At 68.8% G+C, this 14,840-nt stretch carries 14 protein-coding genes; 5 read left to right on the top strand and 9 right to left on the bottom strand.

Annotation, left to right across the window (positions count from 1 at the left end; all coding sequences use genetic code 11):
• Positions 1-165: 165 nt before the first annotated feature.
• Positions 166-720, bottom strand: a complete 555-nt coding sequence (locus NLI01S_RS09200; protein ID WP_067602291.1) for a PIN domain-containing protein — start codon at positions 718-720, stop codon at positions 166-168.
• 2 nt (positions 721-722) lie between these two features.
• The gene (locus tag NLI01S_RS09205; RefSeq protein ID WP_067602294.1) at positions 723-1,172 is read right to left on the bottom strand and encodes a helix-turn-helix domain-containing protein; all 450 of its coding nucleotides are present in this window, start codon (positions 1,170-1,172) and stop codon (positions 723-725) included.
• 465 nt (positions 1,173-1,637) lie between these two features.
• Between NLI01S_RS09205 and NLI01S_RS09210 the strand changes: the two genes are divergently transcribed.
• The 5 genes from NLI01S_RS09210 to NLI01S_RS09230 all read left to right on the top strand — a co-directional run bounded on the left by NLI01S_RS09210 (position 1,638) and on the right by NLI01S_RS09230 (position 8,409).
• Positions 1,638-4,103, top strand: a complete 2,466-nt coding sequence (locus tag NLI01S_RS09210) for a molybdopterin oxidoreductase family protein (protein ID WP_067602297.1) — start codon at positions 1,638-1,640, stop codon at positions 4,101-4,103.
• Positions 4,100-4,567, top strand: coding sequence for a hypothetical protein (locus NLI01S_RS09215; protein ID WP_067602300.1), 468 nt, complete (start codon positions 4,100-4,102; stop codon positions 4,565-4,567). Before NLI01S_RS09210 ends, NLI01S_RS09215 begins: the two co-directional genes overlap by 4 nt.
• A 304-nt stretch (positions 4,568-4,871) precedes the next feature.
• Positions 4,872-5,987: a pyruvate dehydrogenase (acetyl-transferring) E1 component subunit alpha gene (gene pdhA, locus NLI01S_RS09220; protein ID WP_067602303.1), complete on the top strand. Its 1,116-nt coding sequence runs from the start codon at positions 4,872-4,874 to the stop codon at positions 5,985-5,987.
• Between the two features lie 3 nt (positions 5,988-5,990).
• On the top strand, positions 5,991-6,971 hold the full coding sequence (locus tag NLI01S_RS09225; RefSeq protein WP_067602306.1) for an alpha-ketoacid dehydrogenase subunit beta: 981 nt from the start codon (positions 5,991-5,993) through the stop codon (positions 6,969-6,971).
• Between the two features lie 19 nt (positions 6,972-6,990).
• Positions 6,991-8,409: a dihydrolipoamide acetyltransferase family protein gene (locus NLI01S_RS09230; protein ID WP_067602309.1), complete on the top strand. Its 1,419-nt coding sequence runs from the start codon at positions 6,991-6,993 to the stop codon at positions 8,407-8,409.
• Positions 8,410-8,749: 340 nt separating this feature from the next.
• On the opposite strand, the gene NLI01S_RS09235 is transcribed toward NLI01S_RS09230, so the two are convergent.
• The 7 genes from NLI01S_RS09235 to NLI01S_RS09265 all read right to left on the bottom strand — a co-directional run bounded on the left by NLI01S_RS09235 (position 8,750) and on the right by NLI01S_RS09265 (position 14,804).
• Entirely contained in the window at positions 8,750-9,682 is a 933-nt protein-coding gene (locus tag NLI01S_RS09235) for an AEC family transporter (RefSeq protein WP_067602388.1), read from the bottom strand.
• Positions 9,683-9,760: 78 nt separating this feature from the next.
• Positions 9,761-10,201: a GerW family sporulation protein gene (locus NLI01S_RS09240; RefSeq protein WP_067602311.1), complete on the bottom strand. Its 441-nt coding sequence runs from the start codon at positions 10,199-10,201 to the stop codon at positions 9,761-9,763.
• A gap of 162 nt (positions 10,202-10,363) precedes the next feature.
• A complete protein-coding gene (locus NLI01S_RS09245) occupies positions 10,364-11,494 on the bottom strand; it encodes a hypothetical protein (protein WP_067602314.1) in 1,131 nt (376 codons plus the stop codon).
• Between the two features lie 143 nt (positions 11,495-11,637).
• Positions 11,638-13,680, bottom strand: coding sequence for a serine/threonine protein kinase (locus tag NLI01S_RS09250; RefSeq protein WP_067602317.1), 2,043 nt, complete (start codon positions 13,678-13,680; stop codon positions 11,638-11,640).
• 68 nt (positions 13,681-13,748) lie between these two features.
• Complete coding sequence (locus NLI01S_RS09255; protein WP_067602320.1) at positions 13,749-14,111, bottom strand: hypothetical protein; 363 nt, start codon at positions 14,109-14,111, stop codon at positions 13,749-13,751.
• Between the two features lie 14 nt (positions 14,112-14,125).
• Positions 14,126-14,419 (bottom strand): WXG100 family type VII secretion target, encoded by a 294-nt coding sequence (locus NLI01S_RS09260; protein WP_067602323.1) that lies wholly within the window; start codon positions 14,417-14,419, stop codon positions 14,126-14,128.
• A 43-nt stretch (positions 14,420-14,462) separates the two neighbouring features.
• Positions 14,463-14,804, bottom strand: coding sequence for a hypothetical protein (locus tag NLI01S_RS09265; RefSeq protein ID WP_067602326.1), 342 nt, complete (start codon positions 14,802-14,804; stop codon positions 14,463-14,465).
• Positions 14,805-14,840 lie beyond the last annotated feature (36 nt).

Raw genomic sequence — 14,840 nt, forward strand, 5'->3', positions numbered from 1 at the left:
GCCAAGGTCAACCGGCGTTCACCCACGCGAATCCGGCCCCGTGAACCCGAAGCGGACACAGAACCCGCTCACCCGCTCCCGATTCCGCGTCCTCACCGGGAACAGGACCCACAAGAACAGGCCGCACCGGGGCGCAGGCCCCGGTGCGGCCTCTGCTCAGGTCCATCACTCGGACTGCAACTCGGCGACCGACTGATGCAGACCACTGCGCTGTAGACGGGTGAACACGTCCGAGACCGTGCCAGGAGGCCTACGCCAAGAGTCGGCGATCTGCTGGGCGCAGGACCAGACGACCTTTCTGTCCAAATGGATCTGGTCGAGGATGAAGTCGTCCGGGCTCTTGGCTTCGATGTCCCACCTCGACAGTACGGAGGAGGGAAAGTCGGTCAGGTTCTCCGTGACGATCACCTGAGCCCGCGCCCGAATGGCTGCGGCGAGCACGTGTCTGTCATCGAGATCGGGAAGGTCCAGAGTATCGATCAGTGGTTCGTATCCCGTGACGAGGCAGTCTCGAACCGCGCAGATCATGAGTTCCCTCGTGCGTCGAAGCGCCTCGGGCGACAGGTCGGGGCGGTTCCTTTCGAGGTTGTGGAAGGTCTCGTCCAGGATCTTATGGGTCCATCTCGCTTGGACGAGTCCTGCCTGGGCCACCCTGATGAGCAGGTCCCGGAGGGTGCTGGGGTAAAGGACGTTCGCATCGTAGATGACGACGAAGGGCATCTTCAGTCCAGGCCCAGTTCCTGATTCATCGCGGACAGTTCGTCGGCGGCCTCACGGCGGCGCTGGTCGTCTCTGCGCATGTACTCCATGAGAGAAGCGGCCCTCACTCGGCGATGTGTGCCGACCTTGCGGTACTCGATCTCCTCGGCTTGCAGCAGACCGATCAGGTGAGGACGAGAGACGTTGAGCATGTCCGCCGCCTGCTGAGTCGTCAGTTCTGCGTGCTCGGGAACGATCGAGACCCCGCGTCCGGCCGCCATGTGGGTGAGCACGCCGACCAAGAGCTCGATGGCGGCTCGTGGGAGCAGCAACTCCTCCTGGTTCTCTTCGACGATCACCGGGACCGGGGTCAGTGCTTCGTGGTGCTCGTTCAGGTAGCGGCGGATACGGGGCAACGCGCTCTCGGCTGCTTCGACCTGCTCGTTGTCAGGATGTGAGGACAACACGGCCATGGTCCCTCCTCAATCGTTCTAGGGATGGGTACCCGATATCCATTCGCAGTATCCGCAACAACCGAAGCAAACGCAAGTGATTCGCGCATCTTTGCCTGCTTCTTGCTCTTGCTTCTTGGCCGCTTGTGCCGGCTCGCTGGGACCCGATTCCGGCGATCGAAGGCGGTGGTGCCCACGGTCGTGTGCCCGATGCGGAACTTCTTAAGGCAAGAGGGTTCGTGGCCGGCTCCCATGGGCTGTTCGATCAGGTGAACGGGTGATGGCGCTTCGGCGTTCGGTGCGCTCACGGTGCTCCAGTGGGTGGGGCGCTCCGGCCGTCCGTGATCGGTTCGCGCGGGTCCGGTGAAGGACCCGTGGTCTTTCCGGTACCGGGGTGTGCGCGGGAGGGCATTCGGGTAGCCGTGGTGGCACCGGTTCGGTACCGGCCCGGTCCGAACCGCGTCTCGACGAGAGGGGTGGTCACCCGTGCCGTCCAGGGATCCGATCGCCGAGCCGTGGGGCACACGGACCCCCTACGGCCCGGGAGAACAGTGGCCCGTGCGGGTCGACCGCCACCTCGCCGAGGGGGTGGACCCCGAGGACGTGGACCGTTGGGTGCGAACCGCGTCGATCCTGCACTCCAACGGCGACGCGATGGACATCGCGGTCAAGGACGGCCGGATCGTGGGGGTGCGCGGGCACGGCGAGGACCGGGTCAACCGGGGGCGCCTGGACCCCAAGGACCTCTACGGCTGGCAGTCCGGTCACTCGGCCGACCGGCTCACGCGGCCCCTCGTGCGCCGGGACGGCGAACTGGTCGAGACCGACTGGGACACCGCGATGGACCTCGTGGTCCGGCGCAGCCGGGAACTGCTCGACGAGCAGGGGGCCAGCGCCCTGGGGTTCTACACCAGCGGCCAACTGTTCCTGGAGGAGTACTACACGCTCGCGGCCATCGGTCACGGCGCCATCGGCACCAACCACATGGACGGCAACACCCGTCTGTGCACGGCCACGGCCGCCGCCGCGCTGAAGGAGTCGTTCGGCTGCGACGGACAACCGGGCTCCTACGGCGACATCGACCACGCCGACGTCATCGCCCTGTACGGCCACAACATGGCCGAGACCCAGGCGGTGTCGTGGTCCCGGATCCTCGATCGCCTGGCCGGACCGAACCCGCCCCGGCTGCTGTGCGTGGACCCCCGGCCCACACCCGTGGCCAGGGAGGCGACGCTGCACCTGGCACCGCGACCGGGCACCAACGTGGCCCTGATGAACGCGATCCTGCACGAACTCATCCGCACCGACCGGGTCGACCACGCCTACGTCGAGGCGCACACCGTCGGCTATGAGGCCTTGGTCGAGACGACGGACGCCTACCCGCCCGAACGCGCCGCCAGGATCTGTGAAGTGCCCGCCGAACAGATCCGAGAGGCCGCCGCGCTGTTGGGCGGGGCCAAGCGACTGCTGTCCACCGTGCTCCAGGGCTTCTACCAGTCGAACCAGGCCACGGCGGCGTCCGTACAGGTCAACAACGTGCACTTGCTGCGGGGCATGCTGGGCCGGCCCGGCGCGGGCGTGCTCCAGATGAACGGTCAACCGACCGCCGAGAACACCCGCGAGTGCGGCGCCGACGGTGACCTGACGGGCTTTCGCAACTGGAACAACGACCGGCACATCGCCGACCTGGCCCAGGTCTGGAACCTGGATCCGATGCGGATCCCGCACTACGCCCCGCCCACGCACGCCATGCAGATCATGCGCTACGCCGAGAAGGGTTCGATCCGCTTCCTGTGGGTCAGCGCGACCAACCCGGCGGTCTCCCTGCCCGAACTGGGCCGGATCCGAGAACTCCTCGCGAGCCAGGGCTTGTTCCTGGTGGTGCAGGACGTGTTCATGACCGAGACGGCCGAGCTCGCCGACGTGGTGCTGCCCGCGGCGACCTGGGGCGAGAAGACGGGCACGTTCACCAACAGCGACCGCACCGTGCACCTGTCGGAGAAGGCCGTGGAGCCACCGGGCGAGGCGCGGCCGGACCTGGACATCTTCCTCGACTACGCGCGACGCATGGACTTCCGCGACGACGATGGGCGGCCCTTCCCGCAGTGGCACGATCCCGAATCGGCCTTCGAGGCGTGGAAGCGGGCCGGTGTGGGCCGCCCCTGCGACTACTCCGGGATCACCTACGACCACCTGCGCCGCGTCGGTGGCATCCAGTGGCCCTGTAACGAGGAACATCCGCAGGGCACCGAGCGGCTCTACGCGGACGGCCGGTTCTGGGCGAGCCCCGAGGAGTGCGAGAGCTTCGGCAAGGACCTCGTCACGGGGGCGCCCTCGGAGGAGGCCGAGTACCGCTCGACCAACCCCGAGGGCCGGGCGATGATCAAGGCCGTGGAGTACGTGCCCCCGCACGAGGAACCCGGCGAGGAGTACCCCTTCACGCTGATCACCGGCCGCACGATCTACCACTTCCACACGCGCACCAAGACGGGTCGGGCCCCCGAGCTCCAACGGGCCGCTCCCGAGGTGTGGGTGGAGATCGCTCCCTCCGACGCGCGGGCGGCGGGGATCGACGAGGGGGACCCGGTGCAGGTGCGTTCGCCGCGCGGCGGGATCCGTGCCCGCGTCCGCGTCAGCGGCATTCGTCCCGGGGTGCTGTTCGTCCCCTTCCACTACGGCTACTGGGACACCGACGCCTCCGACGAGGGCGGCGAACGGGACCGGGCCGCCAACGAGATGACCGTCAACGACTGGGACCCGGTGTCCAAGCAGCCCCTGTTCAAGACCGCCGCCGCGAGCCTGAGGCCGCTGGGTCGGGGCGACGGGCGCCCGTCCCAGGCGCCCACCACGACGGCGTCCGCACCGGTCGACGCACGGGTACCGGCCACTCGGGGTGAGCCGGACACCGTGGAGGAGCACGTGGACGAACCCACCGATGGAGGGACGCGATGAGGATCGGAGCGGCTCTGCGGGAGCTCCATCGTTCGGAGAGCACCTTGGCCACCGAGTTGTCGCGGGTGGCCGAGCGGTATCCGAAGGAGAAGGAGGTCCATCACGTGGCCGAGGACCTGGCGGCGTGGTCCCGCGACCACGTGCGCGCGATCGCCGAGGCAGCACCCCGTTACGGTGTGGACCCCGCCGCCCTGGAAAGCCCCGAACCCTCGGAGGAGGCGCAGCCCGAGCTACCAGGGGAGGGCTCGGACAAGGAGATGGCGCTCCTGGCCGACCTGAGACGGCTGTACCGGATGAGCGGCGGGGCGGCGCTGGACTGGGACCTGCTCGGACAGGGCGCCCAGGCCGTCGCGGACCCCGAACTGCTCTCGGTCGCCGAGCGGTGCCGGCCTCGCTCGGTGCGTCAGATGCGCTGGGCGCGGGGGATGCTCAAGGCCGTCTCTCCACAGATCCTGGCGACCTGAGGAGCGGGTTCCGGTGGCCTCTCCACGGGTGTCCGGCCCGTTGCGGTCGCGTGCCCGAAAAGTTGTTGGGAGTCCTTGTAGATGCTAGGAACCCCTGCTAATCGGCCTGGTCACGGATCCGGGAACATGGGTCGCGCCGCGTAAAAGGTGTCGCCGGGGGCTTGCGCACCCCATGGTGAGGTCTGTCACGATGTGGGCAGGACTGTCCATGACCCTCCCGACACCCTGGGAGCGCGCATGGACCGTTGAACGGTCGGCAAGCGTTCACCCACGCGAAGTCGGCCCCGAGAACCCGAGGAGCGACGTGCCGCAAACCGCCGCGCACGAGGAACCGGAGCTCATCCAGCTCCTGACCCCGGAAGGGGAGCTCACCGAGCACCCCGACTACCCCCTGGACATCAGCGCGGAGGAGATCCGCGCCCTGTACCGTGACCTGGTCCTGGTCCGCCGGATCGACAGTGAGGCCGTCTCCCTCCAGCGCCAGGGAGAGCTGGGCCTGTGGGCCTCTCTCCTGGGTCAGGAGGCCGCGCAGATCGGCTCCGGCCGCGCCCTGCGATCCGAGGACATGGCCTTCCCCTCCTACCGCGAGCACGGCGTCGCCTGGTGCCGTGGCATCGAGCCGAAGGAACTCCTCGGCATGTTCCGCGGGGTCACCAACGGAGGTTGGGACCCGCACGAGTACGGCCTGCACCTGTACACGATCGTCATCGGCAGCCAGGCCCTGCACGCCACCGGCTACGCCATGGGCGTCCAGCGCGACGGCGCCGTGGGCGAGGACGGCACCGCCGTCATCTCCTACTTCGGCGACGGGGCCACCAGCCAGGGCGACACCAACGAGGCGTTCAACTTCGCCTCGGTGAACAACGCCCCGGTCGTGTTCTTCTGCCAGAACAACCAGTGGGCCATCTCCGAGCCCCTGGAACGTCAGGCCCGCGTACCGATCTACAAGCGCGCCGCCGGCTTCGGCTTCCCGGGTGTGCGCGTGGACGGCAACGACGTCCTCGCCTGCCTGGCCGTGACCCGCGCCGCCCTGGACAACGCGCGCACCGGTCAGGGCCCCACCCTGATCGAGGCGTTCACCTACCGGATGGGCGCCCACACCACCAACGACGACCCCACCCGTTACCGGGACGCGGCCGAGCTCGACGAGTGGAAGGCCAAGGACCCGATCATGCGGGTCCGCAACCACCTCGAACTGTACGAGCTCGCGGACGAGGCGTTCTTCGCGAAGATCGACGAAGAGGCCGACAAGGTCGGAGAGATGGTGCGCACCCAGTGCCGCTCCATGGCCGACCCCGAGCCGCTGGAGATCTTCGACGAGGTCTACGCCGAGCCCAACGTCCACATCGACCGGCAGCGGTCCGAGTTCGCCGACTACCTGGCCTCGTTCGAAGGCGCCGGCGCGGAAGGGGGCCGTTAGGCCATGGGAACCAACCTCACGATCGGTAAGGCCATCAACGCGGGGCTGCGCGCCTCGATGGAACACGACCCCAAGGTCCTCGTCATGGGCGAGGACGTCGGTCGCCTGGGCGGTGTCTTCCGCGTCACCGACGGTCTGCACAAGGACTTCGGCGCCGACCGCGTCATCGACACCCCGCTGGCCGAGTCCGGCATCGTCGGCACCGCCATCGGTATGGCGATGCGCGGCTACCGCCCCGTGGTGGAGATCCAGTTCGACGGATTCTTCTTCCCCGCCGCCAACCAGACCTTCACCCAGTTGGCGAAGATGCGTCGCCGTTCGGCGGGCAAGCTCGCCATGCCCGTCGTCATGCGCATCCCCTACGGTGGCGGCATCGGCGCGGTCGAGCACCACAGCGAGTCGCCCGAGGCCTACTTCCAGCACACCGCAGGTCTGCGCGTGGTCAGCGTCGCCAACCCGGAGGACGCCTACTGGATGATCCAGCAGGCCGTTCGATCCGACGACCCGGTGATCTTCCTGGAGCCCAAGCGGCGCTACTACGAGAAGGCCGAGGTCGACACCGGCGTATCGATCGACGCGGTCACCCCGATGGGCGCGGCGCGCGTCGCCCGCCCCGGCACCGACTGCACGCTGCTCGCCTACGGGCCGATGGTCAAGACCGCGTTGCAGGCCGCCGCGGCCGACGAGGAGCACTCGATCGAGGTCATCGACGTGCGCTCGCTCGCACCGGTCGACTACGCCACCATCACCGAGTCCGTGAAGCGCACCGGCCGCCTGGTGGTCGCGCACGAGGCCACCCTCACCGGCGGCCCCGGTGCGGAGATCGCCGCGCGCGTCACCGAGGAGTGCTTCTACCACCTCGAATCGCCGGTCATCCGCGTGGCCGCGTTCGACACCCCCTACCCGCAGTCCAGGCTGGAGGAGCACTACCTGCCGGACCTGGACCGCGTCCTGGACGGGGTCGACCGGGCGTTCGCGTACTAGATCGGGGAAACCGCAAGACATGGCGATTCAGAAGAGCACGCCCGCGGTCGACGGCGTGAACGCGTTCAAACTGCCCGACGTCGGTGAGGGCCTGATCGAGGCCGAACTCCTCACCTGGTACGTCCAACCGGGCGACAAGGTCACCGACGGCCAAATGATCTGTGAGATCGAGACGGCCAAGGCCGTCGTCGAACTGCCCTGCCCGTTCTCCGGGACGGTCAAGGAACTGATGGCCGCCGAGGGCGAGACGGTCGAGGTCGGTTCGGTCATCATCACCGTGGACGACGGAATCGGCGGCACGGGTGCCTCCGGTTCCGCCGACAGTGGTGCCGATGGTGCGGCCGAGGAGACCGAGGAGCGGGAGAAGCCCCTGGTGGGCTACGGCGAGAGGGCGGCTTCCACCCAGCGTCGCGCCCGTCGCCGTCCCACCCCCTCGGCCCCGGTGTCCGCACCGCCGCCCCAGTTGAGCGAGCCTGCTCCGGCGGGCACCCCCGGGGTGATGGCCGCCCCCGCCGGTCCGGCGCCCGCTTCGGGACCGGTGGGCCGCCCATTGGCCAAACCGCCGGTGCGCAAGCTCGCCAAGGACCTCGGGGTGGACCTGGCGGCGGTGACGCCCACCGGCAAGGGCGGCGTCGTCACCCGCGAGGACGTGCACACCGCCGTCGAGACGCCCGAGGCCCCGGCCACCGGGGTGCCCTCGGCGCCGGAGGCCACGCCCGCGCCGGACCGCACCGCGCGTGAGCGTCGGGTGCCGATCAAGGGCGTGCGCAAGCACACCGCCGCGGCCATGGTGAACAGCGCGTTCACCGCCCCGCACGTCACCGAGTTCCTCCAGGTGGACGTCACCAAGACGATGAAGGCCGTCGCCCGCCTGCGGGAACGCCCGGACTTCGCCGACGTCAAGGTGTCGCCGCTGTTGTTGGTGGCCAAGGCCCTGCTCATGGCCATCCGCCGACACCCGGACGTCAACGCGTCCTGGGACGAGGAGAACCAGGAGATCGTGGTGAAGAACTACGTGAACCTGGGGATCGCGGCCGCCACCGAGCGTGGACTGGTGGTGCCCAACGTCAAGGACGCCGACGCCAAGACCCTCCCGGAACTGGCGGCGTCCCTGAAGGAGCTCACGGACACGGCGCGCGCGGGCAAGACCAGCCCGGCCGACATGTCCGGTGGCACGATCACCATCACCAACGTCGGTGTGTTCGGCGTGGACGCGGGGACACCGATCCTCAACCCGGGTGAGGCCGCCATCCTCGCCTTCGGTCAGATCCGCGACATGCCCTGGGTGCACAAGGGTGAGCTGAAGATCCGCAAGGTCACCACCCTGTCGCTCTCCTTCGACCACAGGTTGGTCGACGGAGAGCTGGGTTCCAAGGTGCTGCGGGACATCGGCACGGCACTGGAGGACCCGGAGCTGACCGCCCTGGCCTGGGGCTAGCTCGGCGTTCAACCTGCTCGCTCGACTCCGGGGCCGAAGCACCGGCGCAGGGGCGGGACGACCAAGGAGCCGACCCTTCTACCCCGAAGAGCGAGGGGCCGACGCACCGTGGGTGCGTCGGCCCCTTCACGTTCACCTGGAAGGACGACGCGTACCCGTGCCCGCCGAAGACGTGGACGGGCCCGTCCCCCAAGGGGGTGGGGGCGGACCCTATCGTTCAGTGTTCCCGTCAGGGGCCTTGACCAACCTTTGGTCGACGTTTTTGTCGATCGGTTCGTCGAACGCCGGTTCGGCCAGGGCGATGAGCGAGTAGTGGATCCGACCGACACGGCGCTGGGGATCAACCCAGGAGCAGGGTGATGGTGAACAGGACCGGGACGGTGAGGACCGTGGTCATCAGGACCACCTCGCGGGTGAGCGCCTCACCCGTTCGGTACAGGGTCGCGTAGTTGAACACGTTCTGCGCGGTCGGCAACGCGGCCAGCACCACCACCGCGAACAGGGCGGCGCCCTCCAGACCGAACACCAAGGAGCCCAGGGCCCACGCGGCCAGCGGTTGTCCCACCGACTTCAACGCCACCGCCAACAGCACCGGCACCTGGTCCGGGCCACTCCGCCCGGGCATCGCACTGCCGTGCAGGGAGATCCCGAACGCCAACAGCATCGACGGCACCGCCATCCCACCGACCAGGTCGAAGGGTTCCATCAACGGCGCCGGCGGCACCCAACCGGACGCCGACACCGCCACGCCGGTCAGGGACGCGATCACCACGGGGTTGCGCACCGGGGTGCCCAGGGAGCGGCGCAGCACCGGCCAGAACCCCCGCACGCGCCCGTTGCCCAGGTCCAGCACGGTCAACGACACCGGTGCCAACACCAACAGCTGGAACAGCAGGATGGGGGCGACGAGGGAGGCGTCGCCGAGGACGTACGCGGAGATCGGAATGCCGAGGTTGCCCGCGTTGACGTAGGAGGAACCCAAGGTGCCCACGGTCGTGCGTCCCACGCCCCATCGTCGGATGACTCCGACGACGAGGAAGAGCACCGCGACGACCACCACGCTGAGGACGCTCACCAGGACCGGGGGCGACAGCAGGACGGACAGGTCCGTTCGGGCCAGGATCGTGAACAGCAGCGCCGGGCTGGCCACGTAGAACGCCAGTCGGTTGAGGACCTCCCGAGCCCCGGGCCCCAGGAGTGGGATACGGCCCAGCATGTAGCCGATGGCGACGATACTGGCGATGACTCCGAACCCGACGATGACCCCGGACAAGGGGCGCCCCCCGAACAACCGTGTGGCTAAAGACCGGCAAACGCTATCCGAGGTGGTCCATATCGACTACGGCACAGGTCACACCGAGTGCTGTGAGCATTCCTGGTGTTGCCCCTGCTCGAGTTCCAGTCGCTTGCGCCGCCGGGATTCCTTCACCGACACCGAGACGATGCGCACCGCCGCCACCGCGGTGATCGCGGCGAGTGGCAACACCAACCGGGCGGCCGGCTGACGAATGGCCTGGAAGTCGGCGCCCTCGGGGGAGACGACCAGGAACCCGGCGGGGCGCGCCCGCACGAGTCCCATGCCCCCGGCGCCGTCACCGCCCGACAGGGGCACCCTCCCCGTGCCGCCGCCGATGGTGTTCAGCGCGCTGATCCGCGCCACCGGCACCACGGTGGTCGCACCGGAGGTCACCGGGTCGCCGAACACCGTGGAGGTTCGGGCCAGTGAGCGCGTGCTGTCGATCAGCGAGGTGATGGCGGCGATCGCTCCGCGCCGCCCGTCCTGCTTCGCCATGTCGGGGGGTCCTCTCCTCGGGTTCGGCCGTGGGACATCACGCTATAGGGGGCGACCACGGGCCGAGGGAAGGTCGATGGGCCCGGAGTGTCCGCGTGTTCGGTCGTTCGGGTGTTCGGGCACCCGGAGGACCGAACACTCGGACGCTCGGACCGAACGGGCTCAGGTGGTGGGGCTTTCCGATGGCTCTTCGCTCGGCTCGGTGGGTGGCTCCTGTGCCCAGCGCACGAGCAGGGGCCAACCGTCCATGGAGGCGTCGTGGTAGCGCGGGAAGAGCTCCTCGGTCTCGCCGACCGCCCCGTCCTCCAGACCGACACGGAACCACGCCTGTTCGGTCTGGAGCAGGACCGCGTCACGTTCGGTGGAGGGGGCGAACTGCACCACGGGGGAGTCCTCGTCGGCCAACAGCTTCTCCGTGGAGAACCCCTGCCCCTCCAGGGTCAACAGGAGTACGCCGCCGGGTGCGTCGCCCCCGTCCGGGCGCAGCAGGGCGGCTTCGCCGCCCCACACCGTCGCGTCGTCGAAGGTCTGCCACTGCTGCCCGTCGGCGGTCAGGGTCGCGTTGACGGGGGTGCCGTTGGTCGACCGCGTCACCAACTGGCCCTCCCCGCCGGCCACCTGTTGGGTGGGCACGCTGTTGCGGATGTGCAGGGAACCGTCGGGAGTGAGCGCCCAGTCGCTGGGCCGCTGTCCTTCGCCCAGGGCCAGACTGCCCTCCTGGTTGGGGGTTCCATTGGGGGCGTCCAACGGAACCGAAAGGACCTGGGGTGGTTGCCCGTCAGGGCCTCCGGAGACGTACCACAGGCGGTCTTCGTGGATCAGGGGTTCCGACAGGACCTCGTTCTGTGGCGCTGCGATCGATTCGATCGGTTGGTAGGAGAACCCCTCGACCTCGTCCCCCTCGGCGTCTTCGGTGTCTTCGGCGTCCGCGGGGTCGGTGAGGGCCGCCAGGTGCACGGCGCTGGGCTCGTCGGTGACGAAGGCGAAGTGCTGCCAGTCCTCGGAGAAGCGCCCGTGTACCGGGACCTCCGAGGCCATCGGGTCCACGGCCCCGTCGGGCAGCTCGATCCGCTGGATCGGCGCACCGGTCTCGGGGTCGTGGAAGACCAGGACCTGGTCGGTCTCGGGATCGCCACCCTCGAACCCCCGGTGGATCAGCGCCAGCCCGACCATCCCCCCCTCGGTGAGTTCCTCCACGGTCTCGGGGGAGCCGTCGGAGGAATCGGAGGAGGAGTCACAGGCCGTCACGGCGATCAGGCACACGGCCGAGGCCAGGGCTAGGGAACGCCGCATCGGGTCGCCTTTCCGGGAAGAGTGGGACTCGGGAAGAGTGGGGACTGAAGAAGCTGTCCGGGAGGTGGGATCACCGCAGGCACGCGATGGTTCTCCTGGTTCCTCACGTTATCGACACGGAGTACCAGGGTGGCTCCCGGCACTCAGTCGTCGGAGTCGGGGGCGGGGGACGGAGGAGGGCTAGGGTCCTCTTCCTCTTCTTCCTCTTCCTCCGCTTCCCGCTCGGCCTCTTCCTCGGCCTGACGTTCGGCTTCGGCGGCCCTGTCCGCGGCCCGCGTCGTGCAGACCTCCTCGGCGGGGGCCGACCCCCCGTCGACGGCGACCAGGGTGAAGCAGTACTCCACCTGAGTGTTCTCCGTGGGGACCTGCGCGGTCACCGCCCCGGGGCCGGTCCGTGCCAAGGTCCGAGGGTCGTGGCCCTGGGCCCCGCCGACCACGAAGTAGGAGCCCGTGCCTCCGGTGTTGTCCACCCAGTTCAGGGTGACCGCGCTGAGGGTGTCCTCCAGCATCACGTCGGAGGGAGCGGACACCTCCGGCAGCGGGGAGGGTTCGGCCACCGGCTCGGCCGGTGAGTCCTCCTCGACCGGTTCCTCCTCGGTCTCCTCGGCGGCGACCGCGACCACCGGCTCGGGAGTGTTCGTCGCCGCGAAGACACTCGCCACCATGCTGGCCACGAGAACACCGGAGACCGTCACCGCGATGTGCATCTGCTTGCGCCACCGTGGCGGTTCCTGAACCGAGGCAAGGGAGTCCCACTCCGGGTCCGAGGACTCCTCCTCGGCCTCGTCAAGGGGAAGGTACGCGGACTTCGCGTCACCGCTCCAACCGTCCAGCCGTGACCAGGCGCGCAGCGTGGAGACCTCTTCTCCACGCAGCTTCGCCATCATCAGGTCGGCGGTGCTGTGGGCGGAGTCCTCGGGAACGGCGCCGTGGAGTTCGCGTTCCTCAGGGGTGGGCAGTGGGCGCTGAGGCGGACGCAGTCGCGCCGCGCTCTCCAACCGACCTCGGTCCTCTCCACCGACCGGAGGGAACCCGTCCTGGGGGAACCCGTGGCCGTTTTCCTCGGCCGGGACGTGCGGAGGACGCTGTGGTCCGGCCCCGAACGGTGTGGGCGGAGAGTGCGGCCCGGAGGGAGCGGACGGGTGCGGAACCTGAGGTCCGGACGGGTGACCGGTCGGCCCGGGCCGAGGAGGCGTCGGCGGGGCGAGCGGAGGTGTCTGAGGGGCGGGGGCGGTCGGCGGGGGATGCGGTCCCGTGGACGAGGGAGGGGACTGCGGCCCGGTGGGCGCGGGTGGTGTCTGTGCACCGGAAGGAGCGTTCGCCGGTGCGGTACCGCTCATCGAGGGCTGGGCGCCGCTGGGGGCCGTCGCCGTGCGTCCGGAGCGCGCCTTCTCGAAGGCCGCGGCGAACTCGGAGGGGCTCGGGAACCGCTCCTCGGGATTCTTGGTCAGACCCCGGGCGAGGACTCTGCGCAGGGAACGGGACACGTCCGGGCGCGGTACCGGAGGAGGCTCCTCCGAGAGCACTCGCCGAACGTAGGTCTGGGGGTCGAAGCGTGAACCGTCCGTGGACGAGAACGGAGCCCGACCCGTGAGCAACGTCCAGATCGTCGAGGCGAGCTGGTAGACGTCCGATGCCGGTGTACGAGGCTCGCCACGGAGGGCCTCGGGGGCCGAGTGGAGGAAGGATTCCGTCTGGGGCGAGGGCGGAGTGAGCGGCTCACCGGAGGTGGACACCGCACCGAAACCGGTGAGCACGGGCGTACGCCCGGCCCGCAGGACGTTCCCCGGACAGACATCGTTGTGCAGCAGACCACGGGCGTGCAGGGCTCCCAGAGCGGCGGCGACGCTTCGTGCGATCGCGGCCGCCTCCTGCAATGGCGCGGGGCCCCTCTTCGCGAGCATCTCCCCGAACGAACCGTCCGGGTAGAAGGGCAGGGCGATGAAGAACGCCCCGTCCGCGGTGGAACCCGCGTCCAACAGAGGGACCACACCGGGTACGCCGTTGAGCGTGCGCAGGTGACCGAGTTCGACTTGGCCGGCTTCGATGGGAAGCACCTTGAGCACGACCTCGGCGCCGCTGGTCGCTCGGGTCGCGCGGATGATCCGGGCGCGTCGCCCCTGGCGAAGCTCTGTCGAGGTGTCGTACCCCGGGGCCTGGACGGGCCCGGGAGCGGAGCCGGACATGAGAGATCGACCCCCTGTTGGTGGCGGGATACCCGCTCGGGCGAACGGGGCAGGTGTACCGGGCTACGTCAGGGACGGTCCTGGAACACCGGATGATCGAGCATGGGGCTCTCGATCATCTGGTTGCGAACGTTGTTGTTGGCCCCCCACCCTCGCTCCTCATTGATCTCCTGCTGTTTGCCGAAGGCGCCGATGAGGGCGATGACCCCGCAGATGAGCGCGATGAGGATGGCGCCGCCGATCACGGCGGGCCACACCCGCTGACGACGGCGCCAGTACCGACTGGAGCCGTACAGCAGGGCGGACCGAAGTTGCCGATGCCGGAGAGCGTCCGCTTCGAGGACGTACTTTTCCTCGTCGGGCGTGTAGTGGAACGCCTCGGGAAGCTGCGGATCCGGATCGGTGGCAGGAGGCGAGGGTGGGGAGGACATCGGGACCCAGTTTACTAGAACAGACCGTCCAGGTACCGGGTGAGCTTGTCGTACTTGCCGGCGGTGTCGCTGGTCGCGTCGATCATCTTCGCGAACGCGGAGTTGACCTCGGAGAAGTGGGTGTCGAATTCCTGGGCCTTGGCCTGGAACTGCGAGCTGCCCGACCCCTCCCACTGGCTGACGGTGCTCTCGGACTGCTCGTTGATCGCGCTCATGATGGCCGTGAAGCGACCCAGGTGCGCCTGCTGGTCGGAGGCCAGGTTCTGCAGCCCACCGACATTGCCGTAAACGTCGAAGTTACTACCCACGAATGTGCCTTTCTCGAAAGCCGTGACGGAAGCGGTGAAGGGGTCAGGCGTTGACCGGACGGGCCATGGCGCCGAGGTCGTTGGTGGACTGCGCGTAGTCGTCGCTGGCCTCGTCGTCGGTCAGGTTGAACTGCTGCTGGCCCTCGTTCAGCTTGATGCCGTTCTGGCTGCACCAGCTCATGAGCTCGTCGAAGCGCTCCATGAGGGTGGTGCGCGCCTCGCGGAAGTCGTGCAGGGCCTGTCCCTGGATGGAGTCGGCGTCACTGCTCATGTCGTCGATGAGCTGGTTCATCTGGGTGCGGAGACCGTCGGACTCCTGACCGAGCTGCTCACCGCCCTGCGACAGGCTATTGACGTTTTCAAGACCGGCGTGCTGGGAGGACATCCGAACCCTTTCGAAGAATCTCTGATGGGAAAGTGT

The sequence above is a fragment of the Nocardiopsis listeri NBRC 13360 genome (genome assembly GCF_001570765.1).
Lineage (GTDB): Bacteria > Actinomycetota > Actinomycetes > Streptosporangiales > Streptosporangiaceae > Nocardiopsis > Nocardiopsis listeri.

Coding starts and splice junctions, on each gene's coding strand:
- NLI01S_RS09230 (WP_067602309.1), top strand. CDS start 6,991: ATGGCGATTCAGAAGAGCACGCCCGCGGTCGACGGCGTGAACGCGTTC.
- NLI01S_RS09240 (WP_067602311.1), bottom strand. CDS start 10,201: ATGGCGAAGCAGGACGGGCGGCGCGGAGCGATCGCCGCCATCACCTCG.
- NLI01S_RS09200 (WP_067602291.1), bottom strand. CDS start 720: ATGCCCTTCGTCGTCATCTACGATGCGAACGTCCTTTACCCCAGCACC.
- NLI01S_RS09265 (WP_067602326.1), bottom strand. CDS start 14,804: ATGTCCTCCCAGCACGCCGGTCTTGAAAACGTCAATAGCCTGTCGCAG.
- NLI01S_RS09250 (WP_067602317.1), bottom strand. CDS start 13,680: ATGTCCGGCTCCGCTCCCGGGCCCGTCCAGGCCCCGGGGTACGACACC.
- NLI01S_RS09225 (WP_067602306.1), top strand. CDS start 5,991: ATGGGAACCAACCTCACGATCGGTAAGGCCATCAACGCGGGGCTGCGC.
- NLI01S_RS09245 (WP_067602314.1), bottom strand. CDS start 11,494: ATGCGGCGTTCCCTAGCCCTGGCCTCGGCCGTGTGCCTGATCGCCGTG.
- NLI01S_RS09205 (WP_067602294.1), bottom strand. CDS start 1,172: ATGGCCGTGTTGTCCTCACATCCTGACAACGAGCAGGTCGAAGCAGCC.
- NLI01S_RS09215 (WP_067602300.1), top strand. CDS start 4,100: ATGAGGATCGGAGCGGCTCTGCGGGAGCTCCATCGTTCGGAGAGCACC.
- NLI01S_RS09255 (WP_067602320.1), bottom strand. CDS start 14,111: ATGTCCTCCCCACCCTCGCCTCCTGCCACCGATCCGGATCCGCAGCTT.